Origin of the sequence: Aeromonas sp. PS2Canimalfood6 (assembly GCF_048276795.1) — a bacterium.
Classification (GTDB): Bacteria; Pseudomonadota; Gammaproteobacteria; order Enterobacterales; family Aeromonadaceae; genus Aeromonas; species Aeromonas caviae.
Map to the genome: position 1 here is coordinate 31,582 of NZ_JBLUXC010000013.1, position 17,570 is coordinate 49,151.

General features: G+C 58.5%; 15 protein-coding genes. 9 read left to right on the forward strand and 6 right to left on the reverse strand.

Features of this window, described 5'->3' with window-relative positions; translation table 11 throughout:
* Positions 1 to 271 precede the first annotated feature (271 nt).
* From ACNPAA_RS07860 to aroE, 3 genes are all read left to right on the forward strand, one after another.
* The gene (locus tag ACNPAA_RS07860) at positions 272 to 832 is read left to right on the forward strand and encodes a Sua5/YciO/YrdC/YwlC family protein (protein WP_039039520.1); all 561 of its coding nucleotides are present in this window, start codon (positions 272 to 274) and stop codon (positions 830 to 832) included.
* Between the two features lie 100 nt (positions 833 to 932).
* Positions 933 to 1,841, forward strand: a complete 909-nt coding sequence (gene hemF / locus ACNPAA_RS07865) for an oxygen-dependent coproporphyrinogen oxidase (protein ID WP_043153546.1) — start codon at positions 933 to 935, stop codon at positions 1,839 to 1,841.
* 103 nt (positions 1,842 to 1,944) lie between these two features.
* The gene (gene aroE / locus ACNPAA_RS07870) at positions 1,945 to 2,766 is read left to right on the forward strand and encodes a shikimate dehydrogenase (RefSeq protein WP_043153544.1); all 822 of its coding nucleotides are present in this window, start codon (positions 1,945 to 1,947) and stop codon (positions 2,764 to 2,766) included.
* Positions 2,767 to 3,745: 979 nt separating this feature from the next.
* Here the strand turns inward: aroE and yihA are convergent.
* Entirely contained in the window at positions 3,746 to 4,399 is a 654-nt protein-coding gene (gene yihA / locus ACNPAA_RS07875; RefSeq protein WP_041212162.1) for a ribosome biogenesis GTP-binding protein YihA/YsxC, read from the reverse strand.
* Positions 4,400 to 4,542: 143 nt separating this feature from the next.
* Between yihA and ACNPAA_RS07880 the strand changes: the two genes are divergently transcribed.
* The 4 genes from ACNPAA_RS07880 to hemN all read left to right on the forward strand — a co-directional run bounded on the left by ACNPAA_RS07880 (position 4,543) and on the right by hemN (position 8,396).
* Positions 4,543 to 5,160 carry a c-type cytochrome gene (locus ACNPAA_RS07880; RefSeq protein ID WP_408763351.1) on the forward strand — a complete coding sequence of 206 codons (618 nt, stop codon included), beginning with the start codon at positions 4,543 to 4,545 and terminating at the stop codon, positions 5,158 to 5,160.
* Positions 5,161 to 5,960: 800 nt separating this feature from the next.
* On the forward strand, positions 5,961 to 6,542 hold the full coding sequence (yihI, locus tag ACNPAA_RS07885) for a Der GTPase-activating protein YihI (RefSeq protein WP_039039515.1): 582 nt from the start codon (positions 5,961 to 5,963) through the stop codon (positions 6,540 to 6,542).
* Between the two features lie 11 nt (positions 6,543 to 6,553).
* A complete protein-coding gene (locus ACNPAA_RS07890; protein ID WP_039039514.1) occupies positions 6,554 to 6,994 on the forward strand; it encodes a DUF2489 domain-containing protein in 441 nt (146 codons plus the stop codon).
* A gap of 28 nt (positions 6,995 to 7,022) precedes the next feature.
* Positions 7,023 to 8,396, forward strand: a complete 1,374-nt coding sequence (gene hemN / locus ACNPAA_RS07895; protein ID WP_082180933.1) for an oxygen-independent coproporphyrinogen III oxidase — start codon at positions 7,023 to 7,025, stop codon at positions 8,394 to 8,396.
* 67 nt (positions 8,397 to 8,463) lie between these two features.
* Here hemN and add read toward each other — a convergent pair whose 3' ends face one another.
* From add to glnA, 5 genes are all read right to left on the reverse strand, one after another.
* A complete protein-coding gene (gene add, locus ACNPAA_RS07900) occupies positions 8,464 to 9,465 on the reverse strand; it encodes an adenosine deaminase (protein ID WP_161470141.1) in 1,002 nt (333 codons plus the stop codon).
* Between the two features lie 141 nt (positions 9,466 to 9,606).
* Positions 9,607 to 11,025, reverse strand: a complete 1,419-nt coding sequence (glnG, locus tag ACNPAA_RS07905; protein ID WP_010672523.1) for a nitrogen regulation protein NR(I) — start codon at positions 11,023 to 11,025, stop codon at positions 9,607 to 9,609.
* A gap of 9 nt (positions 11,026 to 11,034) precedes the next feature.
* Positions 11,035 to 12,090, reverse strand: a complete 1,056-nt coding sequence (glnL, locus tag ACNPAA_RS07910; RefSeq protein ID WP_010672524.1) for a nitrogen regulation protein NR(II) — start codon at positions 12,088 to 12,090, stop codon at positions 11,035 to 11,037.
* Between the two features lie 86 nt (positions 12,091 to 12,176).
* Complete coding sequence (locus tag ACNPAA_RS07915) at positions 12,177 to 12,746, reverse strand: DUF4124 domain-containing protein (RefSeq protein WP_010672525.1); 570 nt, start codon at positions 12,744 to 12,746, stop codon at positions 12,177 to 12,179.
* Positions 12,747 to 12,937: 191 nt separating this feature from the next.
* On the reverse strand, positions 12,938 to 14,347 hold the full coding sequence (gene glnA, locus ACNPAA_RS07920; protein WP_010672526.1) for a glutamate--ammonia ligase: 1,410 nt from the start codon (positions 14,345 to 14,347) through the stop codon (positions 12,938 to 12,940).
* Positions 14,348 to 14,697: 350 nt separating this feature from the next.
* On the opposite strand from glnA, the gene typA reads away from it, so the two are divergent.
* Together typA and ACNPAA_RS07930 are read left to right on the forward strand one after the other, a co-directional pair.
* The gene (typA, locus tag ACNPAA_RS07925) at positions 14,698 to 16,509 is read left to right on the forward strand and encodes a translational GTPase TypA (RefSeq protein ID WP_010672527.1); all 1,812 of its coding nucleotides are present in this window, start codon (positions 14,698 to 14,700) and stop codon (positions 16,507 to 16,509) included.
* Positions 16,510 to 16,673: 164 nt separating this feature from the next.
* Positions 16,674 to 17,546 carry a virulence factor BrkB family protein gene (locus ACNPAA_RS07930; RefSeq protein WP_201871936.1) on the forward strand — a complete coding sequence of 291 codons (873 nt, stop codon included), beginning with the start codon at positions 16,674 to 16,676 and terminating at the stop codon, positions 17,544 to 17,546.
* The last annotated feature ends 24 nt before the right edge of the window (positions 17,547 to 17,570 follow it).

Consider the following 17,570-nt stretch of genomic DNA (forward strand, 5'->3'; position numbering starts at 1 on the left):
TCGCCGCCCATGATCAGGCAGGCGGATTGCTGGTCAGCGTGAGGTTGTGAGCCGATGCGCATCGCCCAAGTCGCCCTGATCATGATCGCCATCTCCAGCTCCCTGCGGTTGCTCGGTTCACTGATGCACGCAAGCGTCTGAGCCGAAATGCATGACTGAAGAGGAGCAGGGATATAGCCCATATCGCAGCAGTGATGGCCCCGATGCCGTCATGTCGGTTCAACATACAATCCAGTGATGAGAGGCGGCAGCGTGGCTGTCGCATGTGCTTATGCCAAATGAATTTGAACAAGCGGTTGCCGCCCTTCAAGGAGAAGGGGTTATCGCCTATGCCACCGAAGCCGTGTTTGGTCTGGGGTGTGATCCTGATTCCGAAGCCGCCGTGCAGCGGCTGCTGGCCATCAAGCAGCGGCCGGTGGAGAAGGGATTGATCCTGATCGCGGCAGATCTGGCGCAATTGCAGGACTACATCGACCTGAGCCAGCTCAGCGATGAGCAGCTTGCTCGCGTGCAGGCGAGCTGGCCTGGTCCCTTCACCTGGATCATGCCCGCTCGCGCGACGACGCCGTCCTGGTTGACCGGTCAGTTCGAGACCCTGGCGGTGCGGGTCACAGGCCACCCCCAGGTGCAAGGGCTTTGCCGGGCATTTGGCAAACCGCTGGTGTCCACCAGTGCCAATCTAACCGGTGAGGAACCCGCTCGCCGGGTGGCTGATATTGGCGATCTGCTGGCAAGCCAGCTGGCTTACATTCTGCCCGGCGAAGTCGGGGGGCAAGCCAACCCGTCCGAAATCAAGGACGCCCGCACCGGGGCCATCATTCGCCCATCCTGAGTTGGGCACGGCCCTGTTTCATGCAGGTTGTGCGATGAGGTCATGACAATACGAGAAGTGCAGGCAGTGCATGCATGATGCCTGTCTGACAGGAGATAAAATGAGCAAACCGGATGTGGCCCAGGTAAAAGCCTTCCTGCTGCAATTGCAGGATGATATCTGCCGTGGCCTGGAGCAGGCCGATGGATGCGGGCGCTTTGTGGAAGATGCCTGGAGTCGCGAAGGTGGTGGTGGCGGTAGAACACGGGTGCTGCGTCAGGGGGCGGTGATCGAGCAAGGTGGGGTCAACTTCTCCCATGTCTATGGCGATGCCATGCCGGCATCCGCGACCGCACATCGTCCCGAACTGGCTGGCCGCAGGTTTGAGGCCATGGGGGTGTCGCTGGTGATCCACCCGCATAATCCCTATGTACCGACCAGCCATGCGAATGTGCGGTTCTTCATCGCCGAGAAAGAGGGGGAGGAGCCGATCTGGTGGTTTGGTGGCGGCTTCGACCTGACGCCCTTCTATCCGTTCGAAGAGGACGTGAGGCATTGGCACCAGGTCTCCCATGAGCTCTGTCAGCCGTTCGGCACCGACATTTATCCCGAGTTCAAATCCTGGTGCGATCGTTACTTCTTCCTCAAGCATCGGGGCGAAACGCGCGGGGTGGGTGGCCTGTTCTTCGATGACCTTAACCGCTGGCCCTTTGCCGACTGCTTTGCCTTCATGCGTGCAGTGGGTGAGGGTTATCTGGCGGCCTACTTGCCGATTGTCGAGCGACGCAAGGATCTTGCTTATGGGGAGCGGGAACGGGCGTTCCAGCTTTATCGCCGTGGCCGCTACGTGGAGTTCAATCTGGTCTACGACCGCGGGACCCTGTTCGGACTGCAGACGGGGGGGCGCACCGAATCCATTCTGATGTCGATGCCGCCGCTGGCGCGCTGGGAGTACGACTGGCAGCCGGAGGCCGGCAGCCCGGAGGCATTGCTCTACAGCGACTACCTCAAACCGCGCGAGTGGTTGTGACCAGAGGGGCCATGATGGCCCCTTCTTATTGGCCGATATTCGGCTTGTTCCTTCATGAGAAAACCCGTTAAATCGGGATATTGCCTTCAAAAGGAACGCCTTGATGGATCGTTATCTGGTTTTTGGCCACCCCGTGCGCCACAGCAAATCTCCCTTCATTCATACCCTGTTTGCCAGGCAGACCCAGCAAGAGTTGGAGTATGGTCTGGCAGAACCTGCTGTCGATGAGTTTGCCAGCGCTCTGAACCACTTCTTCGCCGAAGGAGGGAAGGGGTGCAACGTGACCGTACCTTTCAAGGAGCAAGCCTTCGGGCTGGTGGAGCGGCTGAGCCCCAGGGCCAAGCGGGCGGGAGCGGTCAACACCATCAAACTGACTGATGATGGTGTGCTGCTGGGTGACAATACCGACGGCGCCGGGCTGGTCGCCGATCTCAAGGCTCACGGAGTGAACCTTGCCGGTAGCAGGATCCTACTTCTGGGGGCCGGTGGCGCAGCTCGTGGTGCCCTGGCCCCCCTGCTGGCGGAAGCGCCGGGCGAGATCGTCGTGGTCAACCGTACCCATGCCAAGGCGGAACAGCTGGCTGTGGAGTTCAGGGATCTGGGCAGCATCACTGCTCAGTCCTATGAACAGCTGGTGGGGCCGTTCGATCTCATCATCAATTCCACCTCAGCGAGTCTGCAAGGAGAGTTGCCACCTTTGGCGCCAACCCTCATCCACCCGGACATCGCGATCTACGACATGATGTATGGCGCAACGGACACAGCCTTCATCGGCTGGGCCAAACAACATGGCGCGCGCCATACCATGGATGGATTGGGCATGCTGGTCGAGCAGGCTGCTGAGGCCTTTACCGTATGGCGAGGGATCCGGCCCGGCACCAAGCAGGTATTGAGAGAGTTGCAGCGCAATCTGGGCGTCGTGTGAACCAGCTTGTGCGCTCTGTTGGGTTGTCGGCAGATCTGATTTAGAGATTCTGCATCTCTGGATAAGGGCTCCCTCGTGATGCGGCACGGCACGTGTGATATGAAACGGTCGTTCTGCGGTGGGTGTGTGGCAGAACAGATGCCATTTTTATAAAACCATTGCGTAACAATAAGTTACTTTTACGTTGCCGTCACTCGCAGAATTTTTTTGAGTTTTTTCTCAAAGCAGCGGAACTTCTGTAACGGACTGCTGACTAACTGGATAGTTGAGGAAGTGCTAGCTAGTCACCTTTATAACTCCCCGGTATTCGTACTGGGGATTTTTTTATCTGCATGAAAATTATGAATATTTTTTCTCTTCCCTATCTTTGAAACTAAATTACATAAATTACTTTCACTTTCTGCTGCTTTGCTGTACAGTTGTCGGCGTAGGGTACAGAGGTAAGATGTTCTATCTTTCAGACCTTTTATTTCACGTAATTGAATGTGGCTGAATAGCAGCCCCGATGAGTCATCGTCGGGGCGTTTTTTTATGAGTAACGTTTAGAGTAAATGCTTTAATTGTTGCCGTTCTTTGTTAGAATGAAGGCGTTTCTTGAGGAAAACCAATCGTCTTTGTTCTCGAGAACTCGCTTTTTCCCAAATTTTTGAACTCATTTCTTCAGGCCGGTTTGCAATGGCAAGACCGGCCTCATTTTTATCCCTATATTGCCTCGCCGTGTAATTAAATTTCAGTTTCGTTTGTTACAGCCTTCAATTCTGATTTTTTACTCGATATCCATGAAAACGGTATCAGGTTGATGATTAGTTAATTCTTTTCGCGTCTAAACATGCTATCAGTATGATTTAAATATATTTTTTTAGGTTTTTCTTCAGAGGTGGCGAAGGCGGGGAGGAGGGGCTCGGAGATGGGGGATCATGAAAGCCTTTCAATCAGCGGAGGTCCAACTCCGCCAATTGCAGCCAGGGAGAGGAGTCGTTTACTCCTCGTTCTGATGATCTTCGTCGTCTGCCTGGGCATTGTCTGCTTCGGACAGATACCAGCCGCTCAGGGTCTGGGCCAGCTTCTCGACGCCGATATTGGTCAGAGAAGAGAATGCTTCAACCTGGATCTGCGGGCCCAGTTCTGCCACCGCCTGACGAACCTTGATCACCTGGTTGTTGCGGGGCCCCGGGCTTAACTTGTCCGCCTTGGTTAGCAACAGCATCACCGGCAGTTCACGGTGTGAACTCCATTCCAGCATGTTCATGTCGGTTTCCTTGAGCGGATGGCGGATGTCCATCAGGATCACCAGCCCTTTCAGGGACTCCCGTCGCTGCAGGTATTCAGCCAGTGACTTTTGCCACTTGAGCTTCATTTCCAGCGGAACCTGGGCATATCCATAGCCAGGCAAGTCAACCAGGCGTTTGCCCGGTTCCAGCTCAAACAGGTTGATCAGCTGAGTACGGCCAGGGGTCTTACTGGTACGCGCCAGGTTCTTGTGTTTGGTCAAGGTATTCAATGCAGACGATTTGCCAGCGTTGGAACGACCGGCAAACGCAATCTCGACACCTCCATCATTTGGCAGGTGGCGGATGTCGGGTGCGCTGGTCACAAAATGCACCTTATTGAAATTCAGAGTTTGTGTATCCAACGTAAATTCCCCATAGAGATAGAGGGTTATAGAGTTACTTTTTTGTGAAATAGTGTAAAATGGCGTCGCTTGAACGCGTTTATTTTAACATGCCTTCAGCGGCATGGGATCTGGAAGCCTAATAACGAGAAAGTTGGAACGCCATGAAGAACCTAGTCATTACACTTGCTCTGATGGTTGGCGTAACTGGGATGGCACAAGCCAAGGGCGATGCCGCTGCGGGACAAACCAAGGCTGCCGTCTGTGCGGCCTGTCATGGACCGGACGGCAACAGCCCAGTCGACATGTATCCCAAGATTGCTGGTCAGCACGCATCATATATCAAAAAACAATTAGTTGAACTGAAGGCTGCAGCTTCTGGCCAAACTGGTCGGGTTGCGCCCGTCATGGGACCCATGGCGTTGCCGTTGTCCGAGCAGGATATGGACGATCTTGCCGCCTATTTCTCCAGGCAGAAGGTGACGCCGGTTGCCGTGCCCGATGATGTAGTTGCCGCAGGCAAGGCGCTTTATATGGGGGGAGACATGGAGCGAGGCCTGGCCGCCTGTACCGCCTGTCATGGCCCACGGGGTTCCGGCGTCGAGCAAGCGAAGTACCCCAGCCTGTCAGGGCAGCATCCCGCCTATATCAAGGCCCAGCTCACCGCTTTTCGTTCGGCGACCCGCGACAACGATCCCAATGGCATGATGCGGGATGTGGCCAAGAAGCTGACGGATCAGGACATCGAGGCGCTCTCCAAGTATGTGGCGGGGCTTCACTGATATAGCCTGTTAGTTATCTTGTTGAAAAGAACAGGGAACCATTGTGTTCCCTGTTCTTTTTTGAGGTTGTAGCAATCGCCCGTAAACAGCCTGCGTTGCTGTAAGAGATCTTCTATATACGGGGCTGGTCGTGTCTGAAAGATTGCTCACGTATATTTTTTTATATTTTATTTTTCAATGAATTAAGAAATAGAACATCACTTTGTACCAGTTCGAAATGTGCTTTGGTTGATTGAGTCATCCGGCGAAGAAGTTACAGTAGGCAATCAGGATTGGCCGGAGAGAGGGTGCAAGACCCGTCTTCGGTTTGACAGGATGTCGGCTCGGAGCATGCGATGAGCAATAGATGCAAAAAGCCAGGATGGTGACCGCCAGGGATGAGCGGGGCTGCGGGAGGCAACCACCCCGATGGGAGGCAGGATGTCGCCGGTTTGGGTTAGACAAACAAACACACGCACACTCAGGACTGGTCAATAAGGATCAGGATGATCCAACGAAATGATGCGCCGTGGTTCGCCCAGGGATAAGGCGATTGGCTACCAGGGAATGGAACTCGCATGATGGAAAAAGGCAGCTTCGGCTGCCTTTTTTCTATTGGGTCATTAACCCGCCAAGACATTCTGTGTCAAAATACCAGCAACATGCCCAGAGGATGCCGATCCTGCGGTGTTCAGCGACCCAACGTGGTCGAATTGGTGCGGGATCCCACTCTTGTTCCATATTTACTGTTCCCCGCTTCAGCATCCTCCCCGGACGACACGCTCCGGGGGTTTCCATTCAGTTATTTGTCGGAGTCATTCATGTCGGCCAAACAACCCAACCGCAAGCCTACCGGCAAGCGCAAAGAATCAGATGCCAGTGCTCAGGAAGGTCGTGAGCGCAAGCGCGCCGCCAAGCGCAAGGGCCTGAAGGCGGGCTCCCGCCAACAGGTCGAGCAGGCGGGCAAAAAGAGCGGCTCCAAGCAGGCCAAGGATCCACGCATCGGCTCTCGCAAGCCCATCGCGCTGATTGCCGACGAGAAGGGCAGCAAGCCGGTGGCGACCAAGCCTGCGAAAGAGAAGCGGGTGGTGATGACCCCCGAGCAGGAGCTGGCGTCCATCGAGAATGATGATCGCCTCAATGCCTTGCTGGATCGTCTGGATGCCGGTGAAACCCTGGAGGCCGCAGAGCAGGCATGGGTCGATCAGCGGGTTGACCGTTATCAGGAGCTGATGGACGAGCTCGGCATCATCGACAACGACGATGACGAAGATGGCGACATGGATTTTGATGATGCCGATTTTGATGAGCCGAGTCAGCCTGCCTCCGAAGAGGAGCTGTGGGAGCGTTTCTCTCAGGCGGACTACCAGCCTGAAGCCAAACCCGAGCCGAAGAAAAAGTGATGAGTGGATGGATGCTGGCCGCCCTGTTGGGTGGCCTGATTTTGCTGGGGCTTGCCGTCTATGCCGGCACCCTGATGGCGCGTCTCAAACGCCAGCAAGAGATGCAGCAGCACGCCATTGCGGCCCGCAACGAGCGGATTCTGGAGAGTGTCAGGGTGATCGCCCACGCGGTACGAGATGGTCAGTGCGACTACTCGGAAGGTGCCATCCGGCTGACCAATCTGCTGGATGCCTTGCAAATAAAGGGGGGCCGCGCCTTTGCCACCGAGTTCCCGGGGCTCTACGGCCTCTATGAGAAGGTGAAGGAGATGCCGACCCATGAGGCGAGGCGGGCACTCAAGCGCAATGAAGTGATGAAGATGGATCTCGAACGCAGCGGCTACGAGGCCGAGCTGGAGGCGCAGATCCTTGAGGATGTCGCCAGACTGAAGGATTTTCAGTTAAGCCGGTGAGCCCATAACAAAGACAGAGGAAGCAAGCGTGCAAGCAGAACAGATTGTGTGGGATCAGGCCCTGATCGAAAAATACAACTACAGTGGTCCGCGTTACACCTCCTATCCCACTGCGCTGGAGTTCAACGAGGGGTTCGGCTATCCGGACTTTGTCCAGGCAGCGGGCCAGTATCCTGCACGCAATCTGTCGCTCTACGTGCATATCCCCTTCTGTCACAAGCTCTGCTACTACTGCGGCTGCAACAAGGTCATTACCCGGCACCAGCACAAGGCAGATCAATACCTCGACTACCTCGAACAGGAGATCAAGGGCCAGGCCCCCCTGTTCAAGGAGAGACTGGTCACCCAGCTGCACTGGGGGGGCGGTACACCCACCTATCTGAGCGAACCCCAGACTCGTCGCCTGATGGCCATGTTGCGGGAGCACTTCCATTTTGCCGAGGAGGGGGAGATCAGCATCGAGGTGGATCCTCGCGAGATCGAATTGTCCATGCTGGATGTGCTGCGGGAGCTCGGTTTCAACCGCATCAGCCTTGGCGTTCAGGACTTCAACAAGGCGGTCCAGGTCGCGGTCAATCGGGAGCAGGACAACGACTTCATCCGCGCCATGCTGGTCCGTGCCCGCGAGCTGGGGTTCCGCTCCACCAATCTGGATCTCATCTACGGTCTGCCGCACCAGAACCGGGAGAGCTTCCATCACACCCTGGAAGAGGTGCTCAAGACCGACCCGGCCCGCCTCTCCATCTTCAACTATGCCCACTTGCCGAGCCGTTTTGCCGCCCAGCACAAGCTGAAAGAAGCGGACATGCCGGCGCCGCAGGAGAAGCTGGCCATGCTGCAGGACACCATTGCCTTCCTGACCGGCCAGGGTTATCAGTTCATCGGCATGGACCATTTTGCCAAGCCCGATGACGAGCTGGCCGTCGCCCAGCGCGAGGGCAAGCTGCATCGCAACTTCCAGGGCTATACCACCCAGGGGGATTGCGATCTGCTGGGGCTGGGGGTCTCTTCCATCAGCATGATGGGGGATGCCTATTCCCAGAACCAGAAGGATCTCAAAACCTACTATGCCCAGGTCGAGTCACTGGGCCATGCCCAGTGGAAGGGGTGCTCCCTCAATCGGGACGATCTGATCCGTCGTGAGGTGATCAAGCGCCTCATCTGCGATTTTTCCCTGAACTTCGCCGCTGTGGAGCAGGCCCACGGCCTGGTGTTCAAGGAGTATTTTGCCGAGGATCTCAAGCTGTTGCAGACCTTCATCGACGACGGTCTGGTGCGCATGACCGAAGAGGGGCTGGAGGTGGTCTCCACCGGTCAGCTGCTGATCCGCAACATCTGCATGTGCTTCGATGTCTACCTGCGCAACAAGGCGCGCCAGCAGCAGTTCTCCCGGGTGATCTAGGCCGGGCAATGTCGTGGGACAATAAAAAACCGCCTTTCGGCGGTTTTTTATTGGGTTTTACCCCTGCTCAACGTTGAGCCGCACGGGCACTCAGCTCGGCCTTCTCGGCTTCGTTCAGGAAGGCCAGGGTCAGGCCGTTCTGCTGGGCGGCGCGGATCTCGCTCACCGTCATGCCGGCAGCCGGGGCCGCCACCTCGTATTCGTGAGGCAGGTCGATCCCCTCCACCGCAGGATCGTCGGTATTGAGGCAGGCCAGCACGCCGGCTGCCAGGAACTGGCGGATCGGGTGATCGGCCAGACTCGCCACCGTGGTGGTCTGGAGGTTGGAGGTGAGGCAGGACTCGATGCCGATGCGGTGTTCGGCCAGATAGGCCATCAGGGCCGGATCCTGGATGGCCTTGACGCCGTGGCCGATGCGCTCGGCTCCCAGCTCGCGAATGGCCTGCCACATGCTCTCGGGGCCGGCGGCTTCACCGGCGTGCACGGTGACCCGCATGCCTGCATCCCGCACCCGGCGGAAGTGGTCGGTGAAGAGATCGCCCGGGAAGCCCAGTTCGTCGCCGGCCAGATCGATGGCGACCAGGCGATCGCGATGAGCCAGACAGGCATCCAGCTCCTGCTTGCACTGCTCGGTGCCGAAGGTACGGCTCATGATGCCGATGAGGTTGGTCTTGATGCCGAAGTCACGGCTGCCTGCGGCCACGCCGTCGATGATGGCTTCGACCACGCCCTGCGGGTGCAGTTTGTGGGTCATCGCCATGTAGGCCGGGCTGAAGCGCAGCTCGGCATAGTCGATCCCGGCACGCAGCAGATCTTCCACGTTTTCGTAGGCGACCCGGCGGCAGGCATCGTAGTCGGCCAGCACGGCCACGCCCCAGTCCAGTTTCTTCAGGAAGGCCACCAGACTCGGCTCGTTCTCGACGATCTGCACGTGCGGGCGCAGGGCTTCCAGCTCATCGGCCGGCAGTCGGATGTTGTGCTGACGTCCCAGCTCGAGAATGGTCTGCGGGCGGATGTTGCCATCCAGATGGCGATGCAGGTCGGTCAGGGGGAGGGATCTGTCAATCATGGGGCACCTTCTGCGAGTCGGGTTGGAAAGCCTGCCATTCTAGGCGGGGCGCCTGAAAAAGATACCCCGTTTGCAAGCAAACGGGGTGTGATTGGTCAGGCTTTCCCTCAAGGCGTGATGGGAATCGTTTTTCCCGCAGGCTCAGGGAATGTCGAGCTCCTTGAGCTTGCGGGTCAGGGTATTGCGGCCCCAGCCGAGCAGGCGGGCTGCCTCCTGCTTGTGACCATGGGTGTGATCCAGTGCCGTCTCCAGCATGATCCGTTCGAACTGGGGCATGGCATCCGCCAGGATATCGGTCTCCCCCAGCGCCAGCTTGGCGGCCACCCAGTCCTGCAACTGCTGCTGCCAGCCACCGGTCAGGGCGGGCTGGCCCGGCTCGGCGGTGCTGGTGATGGGAGTCAGCAGCTCGGTGGGCAGATCGCCTACCAGCACCTCCTGGCCCGAGGCCATCACCGTCAGCCAGCGGCAGACGTTCTCCAGCTGGCGCACGTTGCCCGGCCATGGGAGGCGGCTGATGTAGGTCTGGGTATCCGGGTGCAGGCTCTTGGCCTCCACGTTCAGCTCCTTGGCGGCTCGCAGCAGGAAGTGCTGGGCCAGCTGGGGGATGTCCTCCCGGCGCTCCTTGAGGGCCGGAATATGGATGCGGATGACGTTGAGGCGGTGGAACAGGTCTTCCCGAAACTCGCCGTCGGCGACCCGCTTCTCCAGATTCTGGTGGGTGGCGGCAATGATCCGCACATCCACCTGCACCGGTTGGTGGCCGCCAACCCGGTAGAACTGCCCGTCCGCCAGTACCCGCAGCAACCGGGTCTGCACGTCCAGCGGCATGTCGCCTATTTCGTCGAGAAACAGGGTGCCGCCATCGGCCTGTTCGAAGCGGCCGTGACGAATGTTGTTGGCGCCGGTGAAGGCTCCCTTCTCATGACCGAACAGCTCGGATTCGATGAGATCTTTCGGGATGGCCGCCATGTTGAGGGCGATGAAGTTCTTGTGGGCCCGGGGGCTGTGCTTGTGCAGGGCATGGGCAACCAGCTCCTTGCCGGTACCGCTCTGGCCGTTGATGAGCACCGAGATGCTGGAGCGCGACAGCCGGCCGATGGCGCGGAACACCTCCTGCATGGCAGGGGCTTCGCCGATGATCTCCGGGGTGGTGGTGGCTTCCTGTTGGCGAGCCTTGCGCTTGGTACGTTGCTCCTTGAGATGGTTCTCGGCCCTGCGTACCAGGGTGACAGCCTCGTCGATGTCGAACGGCTTGGGCAGGTATTCGAAGGCTCCGCGCTGGTAGGCGTTGACCGCGCTGTCGAGGTCCGAGTGGGCCGTCATGATGATGATGGGTAGATCGGCCTGGCGGCGATGGATCTGTTCCAGCAGGCTCAGGCCGTCGATGCCCGGCATGCGGATATCCGAGAGGATCACGTCCGGTGAGCGCATCTCCAGTGAACTCAGCAGGGCTTCGCCGTCGGCGAAACTTTCGCATTCGAAGCCTTCGCTGCCAAGGGTGCGCTCCAGAACCCACCGGATGGAGCTGTCGTCATCGACGATCCACACTTTTGCTGTCATGAGGTTCCCTTATTTGCGAAGTGGTAGATAAATGGTGAATTCGGTGTGGCCCGGCCAGCTGATGCAGTCGATGCGACCCTTGTGCTGATCGATCAGGTTCTGGGCGATGGAGAGGCCCAGGCCCGTTCCCCCTTCCTTGCCGGTGATCATGGGGTAGAAGAGGGTGTCGCGAATGGCGTCGGGAATGCCGGGGCCGTTGTCGATGATCTTGATTTCGGCCGCCAGGCGATAGCGCTGGCCATGGATGGTGATCTGGAAGGCGGTGCGCGTCTTGATGCGGATGAGGCCGTCCTGATCCCCAAGGGCCTCGGCGGCGTTGCGCACTATGTTCAGGAACGCCTGTTGCAGCTGGTCCGATTCCATCTCGAATTCGGGGATGCTGGGGTCGTAGTCCCGCTCGATGCGGATCTGCGGCGGCAGCTCCAGGTCCACCAGACGGCGCACCTGCTCCAGCACGGAGTGAACGTTGTGCATCTGGTGACGGCCGGGACGCTGGGGACCGAGCAACCTGTCGACCAGCACCCGCAGGCGATCGGCCTGCTCGATGATGATGCCGGTGTATTCACGCAAGGCCGGGTCGGGCAACTCCTTTTGCAGCAGTTGGGCCGCGCCGCGCAATCCCCCCAGGGGGTTCTTGATCTCGTGCGCCAGGCCGCGCACCAGCTCCTTGGCGGCCTGCTGCTGGGCGTGTTGCTGCAGCTCCTGGCTGATCTTCTTCTGCTGATCGATCTTGCGCAGTTCTACCACCATCAGTCGCTGTTCATGATCGGCCATGGGACTGACGCTGATCTCCACCAGCCTGGGCTCCCCCTCCACCACCAGGGTGACTTCGCTGTCGGTGAAGCCCTGCCCCGAAATGAGGCACTGTTTGAAACGCTGCAGATCGAGAGAGATGTGTTCCAGCAGGTGGGGCAGTTCGATGCCGATCAGTCGTCGTTCGCTGAGGGAAAGCAGCTGCTCTGCCGCCGGGTTGACGAATTGAATGCAGAGACGTTCATCCATGAGAATGACGGCGGTCAGCAGGTTGTCCAAGAGTGTCTTGGCGTTGTCCGAGCGGGTTGGCACAGGTTTCTCCCTAAAACGGTGCTGTACACCTAGAATGCACCAATATAGTGCATCAAGTTTACCCGCATCGGTGCGTCACATCACCCCTAATTGGCCTTGGGGGCGGCTCTGGGAGCCTGATTCACCGACGCCCTGTGCAGGTAAAAGGTGGTTGGCTTAGATTTAGCAAGGATCGTACCGTCTTTGGCGAGCAACTCGAGCCGTGCCTCGTAGGCGCCCCTATCGAGGTTTTCCACCCGTATGGCCAGGCTGTTGTGAACCAGGGGCACCGCCTTGCCGTTCAGGATCAGGCGCACATCGTATTGCACCGGGACCTGGGGAGAGATCTCGCCCTGGAAGACGATGTTGCCGGTATTGTCGCGCAATGTGCTGCCCGGTTCCGGAGAGATGAGGTCGATCTCCAGGGGAGCCGCTTCCAGGGCTTTCCTGGCATCGACACCGGTCAGGCTGTTGAAGTTGTCCACCTGGACCGAGTGGGGGGCTGTGCCGATGAGAGGCGAGACCCGCAGGTCCACCTCTTTTGCGCTCTTGCCGGGAGGAGGGGCATCGGTGTAGTGGGTCACCCCCTGGGGATCGACCCAGGAGTAGACGCGGGCGGCCTGTGCGGAACAGGAGGCCATCAGCAGGAGGCTCAGCAGCCAGGGTACAGTGTTCATCCATCTCTCCTTGACGGGGTTCACCTTAATCCTATCAGAGAAAAACCACGGGGTCGGGGTGTGAACAGCCGAGGGTGGTACGGCTCCGTGAACGGGATCATCTTTCTGCACGAGCGTGCCCGTTTGGCGGTATTTCCGTTGCCAGAATGAAAAAAACCCGCCAGATGGCGGGTTTATCATGGGAAAGCGGATTAGACGGAGTAGTACAGCTCGAACTCCAGCGGGTGCGGAGTCATGCGCACGCGGTCAACATCCTGCTGTTTCAGTTCCAGGTAGGAGTTGATGAAGTCATCGCTGAACACGCCACCACGGGTCAGGAACTCACGGTCTGCATCCAGTGCGGACAGCGCTTCGTCCAGGGAACCGGCAACGGTCGGCACTTCAGCGGCTTCTTCCGGCGGCAGATCGTACAGGTTCTTGTCCATGGCATCGCCCGGATGGATCTTGTTGATGATGCCGTCCAGACCGGCCATCAGCTGGGCAGCGAAGGCCAGGTACGGGTTGGCAGCCGGATCCGGGAAGCGTACTTCGATGCGGCGGGCTTTCGGGCTCGGCACGACCGGGATACGGATGGAGGCAGAACGGTTGCGGGCGGAGTAGGCCAGCATGACCGGTGCTTCATAGCCCGGCACCAGACGCTTGTAGGAGTTGGTGGTCGGGTTGGCGAAGGCGTTGATGGCCTTGGCGTGCTTGATGATGCCGCCAATGTAGTGCAGTGCCATCTCGGACAGACCGCCGTACAGGTCGCCTGCGAACAGGTTGACGCCATCTTTGGCCAGGGACTGGTGGCAGTGCATGCCGGAGCCGTTGTCACCGAACATGGGTTTCGGCATGAAGGTGACGGTCTTGTTGTAGGCGTGGGCCACGTTGTGGATCACGTACTTCAGGACCTGTACTTCGTCAGCCTTCAGGGTGAGGGTGTTGAAGCGGGTTGCGATCTCGTTCTGACCGGCGGTCGCCACTTCGTGGTGGTGAGCTTCGACGACCTGGCCCATCTCTTCCAGCACCAGGCACATGGCAGCACGGATGTCCTGGGAGGAGTCAACCGGGGCAACCGGGAAGTAACCACCCTTGACGAACGGACGGTGACCCTTGTTGCCGTGCTCGTAGTCGGTACCGGAGTTCCAGGCAGCTTCTTCGGATTCGATCTTCACGAAGCTGTGGCCCATGGTGTTGGAGAAGGTGATGTTGTCGAACATGAAGAATTCCGGCTCCGGCCCGAACAGCACGGTGTCAGCGATGCCGCTGGACTTCAGGAAATCTTCGGCACGCTTGGCGATGGAGCGCGGATCGCGGTCATAGCCTTGCATGGTGGCGGGTTCAAGCACGTCACAGACGATGTTCAGAGTGGTCTCTTCGGTGAACGGGTCCAGTTTGGCGGAAGCCGGGTCCGGCATCAGCACCATGTCAGACTCGTTGATGCCCTTCCAGCCGCCGATGGAGGAACCATCGAACATCTTGCCGTCTTCGAAGAAGTCTTCGTCAACCTGGTGGGAAGGGATGGATACGTGCTGCTCTTTACCCTTGGTGTCGGTAAAACGCAGATCAACAAACTTGACTTCGTGTTCCTGGATCAGGGCCAAAACGTTCTGGGCTGACATGCTAAGTAACCTCCGGTGTTAAAACTCTTTGGGTGAATGCGTCGTCACATTTACATAAGCCAGTATCGTGCCAAGTTTGTGACAGCTTGATTTCAGGGCACTTGCACCGTTTCAGGCTGTCGAGAAACCCGTTCTCATGCCGGTTGCTGCATTAAAGTGGTGCAACCTTGGATCGTTTTGGTGCGCCGAGATGGTGCACCAGCGTATCCAGGCCATCTAAGCAGCCTTTTGCTGCGGGGTCCATGATCCTGATCCTTTGTTGTGTGTGAATGTGTTGCAATTCTGCTAGGCAGATCACAAAGGCGAGAGTACAATTAGCGCCCAATTTTACCCGGTGATTTGAGGCGAGAATGTTAGAGAATTTACGCAATATTGCGATTATTGCGCACGTTGACCACGGCAAAACGACTCTGGTTGATAAGCTGCTGCAGCAATCCGGCACTCTGGATCGCACCAGCGAAGGTCAGGAACGGATCATGGACTCCAATGATCTGGAACGGGAACGTGGCATCACCATTCTCGCCAAGAATACTGCGATCCGCTGGAACGACTACCGCATCAACATCGTGGATACCCCGGGTCACGCCGACTTCGGTGGTGAAGTTGAGCGCGTGCTCTCCATGGTTGACTCCGTGCTGCTGCTGGTCGACGCCGTTGACGGCCCGATGCCGCAGACCCGTTTCGTGACCCAGAAGGCGTTCGCCCAGGGTCTGAAGCCCATCGTGGTCATCAACAAGATCGACCGTCCGGGTGCTCGTCCTGACTGGGTAATGGATCAGGTCTTCGATCTGTTCGACAACCTGGGTGCCACCGATGAGCAACTGGACTTCAAGGTTGTTTACGCCTCTGCACTGAACGGTTGGGCCACCCTGGATCAGGACGTCCCGTCCGAGAACATGGAACCCCTGTTCCAGGCCATCGTCGACAACGTGGAAGCCCCGAAGGGCGACGTTGACGGTGCCTTCCAGATGCAAATCTCCCAGCTGGACTACAACTCCTACGTGGGCGTCATCGGTATCGGCCGCATCACTCGTGGTCGCGTCAAGACCAACCAGCAGGTCACCATCGTCAGTGCCAACGGTAAACCGCGTACCGGCAAGGTCGGTCAGGTGCTGGGCTACCTGGGCCTGTCCCGTACCGAAGTGACCGACGCGCAAGCGGGCGACATCATCGCCATCACCGGTCTGGGCGAGCTGAAGATCTCCGACACCATCTGTGACAACAGTGCCGTCGAAGCCCTGCCGCCGCTCTCCGTTGACGAGCCAACCGTGAACATGACCTTCCAGGTCAACACCTCGCCGTTCGCCGGTAAAGAAGGCAAGTTCGTCACCTCCCGCAACATTCTGGAGCGTCTGAACCAGGAGCTGGTCCACAACGTGGCCCTGCGCGTGGAAGAGACCGAAGATCCGGACAAGTTCCGCGTCTCCGGCCGTGGTGAACTGCACCTCTCCATCCTGATCGAAAACATGCGTCGCGAAGGTTACGAACTGGCGGTATCCCGTCCGGAAGTTATCCTGCGTACCGTGGATGGCGAACTGCAAGAACCGTTCGAAACCGTCACTGTGGACGTGGAAGAAGCGCATCAGGGTTCCGTGATGGAGCAGCTCGGCCTGCGTAAAGGCGAGATGACCAACATGACCCCGGATGGCAAGGGTCGCGTCCGTCTGGACTTCATCATCCCGAGCCGTGGCCTGATCGGCTTCCAGACCGAGTTCCTGACCATGACCTCTGGTACCGGTCTGCTGTATCACACCTTCGACCACTACGGTCCGCACAAGGGTGGCAGCATCGGTGAGCGTCAGAACGGCGTGCTGATCTCCAACGCCACCGGCAAGGCCCTGACCTTCGCCCTGTTCGGTCTGCAAGATCGTGGTCGTCTGTTCATCGGTCACGCGACCGAAGTGTACGAAGGCCAGGTCATCGGGATCCACTCCCGCTCCAACGACCTGACCGTCAACTGCCTGAAAGGCAAGCAGCTGACCAACATGCGTGCCTCCGGTACCGACGAAGCCCAGGTGCTGACTCCGCCGATCCGCATGACCCTGGAGCAGGCTCTCGAGTTCATCGACAACGACGAGCTGGTGGAGATCACCCCCAAGGCCATCCGTATCCGTAAAAAGCTGCTGACCGAACTGGATCGCAAGCGCGCCGGTCGTGCTTGATCGATAGCTGTTCATCGACAGACCAAAGAGAGGCCTTAAGGCCTCTTTTTTTATGGGCTCATGGGGCCTGAGCTGGATGGAGGCGCATCCGGCCGGTCTGCGGGTGGTCAAATGACCACCCTATCTGACACAATGTCTGCATGATCACGCTTACGAGAAACAAGATGCAGCAGCAGATCCGCGGCCGTCTGGCCCATGCACTCTCCTTCTTGCGCCACGATGGTGCCCACTTCGCCCAGTTTGTCTGGGGCCGCTTCCAGCAGGACAGATTGACGGTGACCGCCGGTTACCTGGCCTATGTCACCCTGCTCTCCCTGGTGCCCATGATCGCCGTGGTGTTCGGCATGATGTCGGCCTTTCCGGTGTTCCAGAGCCTGAAGCAGGCGATGGAGCAGTTCGTCTATCACAACTTCGTCCCCACCGCCGGCGAGATGCTCAAGGAGTACATCGACGGCTTCGTGGCCAACGCCACCAACACCACGGCCGTCGGTATCGGTGCCCTGATCGTGGTGGCCCTGATGCTCATCTCGGCCATCGACAAGAACCTCAACCACATCTGGCGATCCACCCGAAGCCGGCCCTTGGCCCAGGCATTCGCCATGTACTGGATGATCCTGACCCTGGGCCCCGTGCTCATCGGGGCCAGCATCGCCATCTCCTCCTACATTCTCTCGCTCAGGTTGTTCGCGGCTGACAGCCTGTTCGGTATCGGCTATCTGCTGCTGCGCAGCCTGCCGTTCCTCTTCTCCGTGCTCACCTTCCTGCTGATCTATACCGTGGTGCCCAACTGCCGCGTGCGGCTGACCCACGCCTTCATAGGTGCCCTGGTGGCGGCCACCCTGTTCGAGCTGGCCAAGCGCGGCTTTGCCATCTACATCACCAACTTCCCCTCCTACCAGGCCATCTATGGCGCCCTGGCGACCATTCCCATCCTGTTCGTCTGGGTGTATCTGAGCTGGCTGGTGGTGTTGCTGGGGGCCGAGACCACCGCGTGCCTCGGGGAGTACGAGAAGCCCGGTGCAGAGGAACTGGCCTGACGCCGGCCGGCCATCACACCGGAT

Coding starts and splice junctions, on each gene's coding strand:
- aroE (WP_043153544.1), top strand. CDS start 1,945: ATGGATCGTTATCTGGTTTTTGGCCACCCCGTGCGCCACAGCAAATCT.
- glnG (WP_010672523.1), bottom strand. CDS start 11,025: ATGACAGCAAAAGTGTGGATCGTCGATGACGACAGCTCCATCCGGTGG.
- ACNPAA_RS07860 (WP_039039520.1), top strand. CDS start 272: ATGCCAAATGAATTTGAACAAGCGGTTGCCGCCCTTCAAGGAGAAGGG.
- add (WP_161470141.1), bottom strand. CDS start 9,465: ATGATTGACAGATCCCTCCCCCTGACCGACCTGCATCGCCATCTGGAT.
- ACNPAA_RS07890 (WP_039039514.1), top strand. CDS start 6,554: ATGCTGGCCGCCCTGTTGGGTGGCCTGATTTTGCTGGGGCTTGCCGTC.
- typA (WP_010672527.1), top strand. CDS start 14,698: ATGTTAGAGAATTTACGCAATATTGCGATTATTGCGCACGTTGACCAC.
- glnA (WP_010672526.1), bottom strand. CDS start 14,347: ATGTCAGCCCAGAACGTTTTGGCCCTGATCCAGGAACACGAAGTCAAG.
- hemF (WP_043153546.1), top strand. CDS start 933: ATGAGCAAACCGGATGTGGCCCAGGTAAAAGCCTTCCTGCTGCAATTG.
- ACNPAA_RS07930 (WP_201871936.1), top strand. CDS start 16,674: ATGCAGCAGCAGATCCGCGGCCGTCTGGCCCATGCACTCTCCTTCTTG.
- yihI (WP_039039515.1), top strand. CDS start 5,961: ATGTCGGCCAAACAACCCAACCGCAAGCCTACCGGCAAGCGCAAAGAA.
- ACNPAA_RS07915 (WP_010672525.1), bottom strand. CDS start 12,746: ATGAACACTGTACCCTGGCTGCTGAGCCTCCTGCTGATGGCCTCCTGT.
- ACNPAA_RS07880 (WP_408763351.1), top strand. CDS start 4,543: ATGAAGAACCTAGTCATTACACTTGCTCTGATGGTTGGCGTAACTGGG.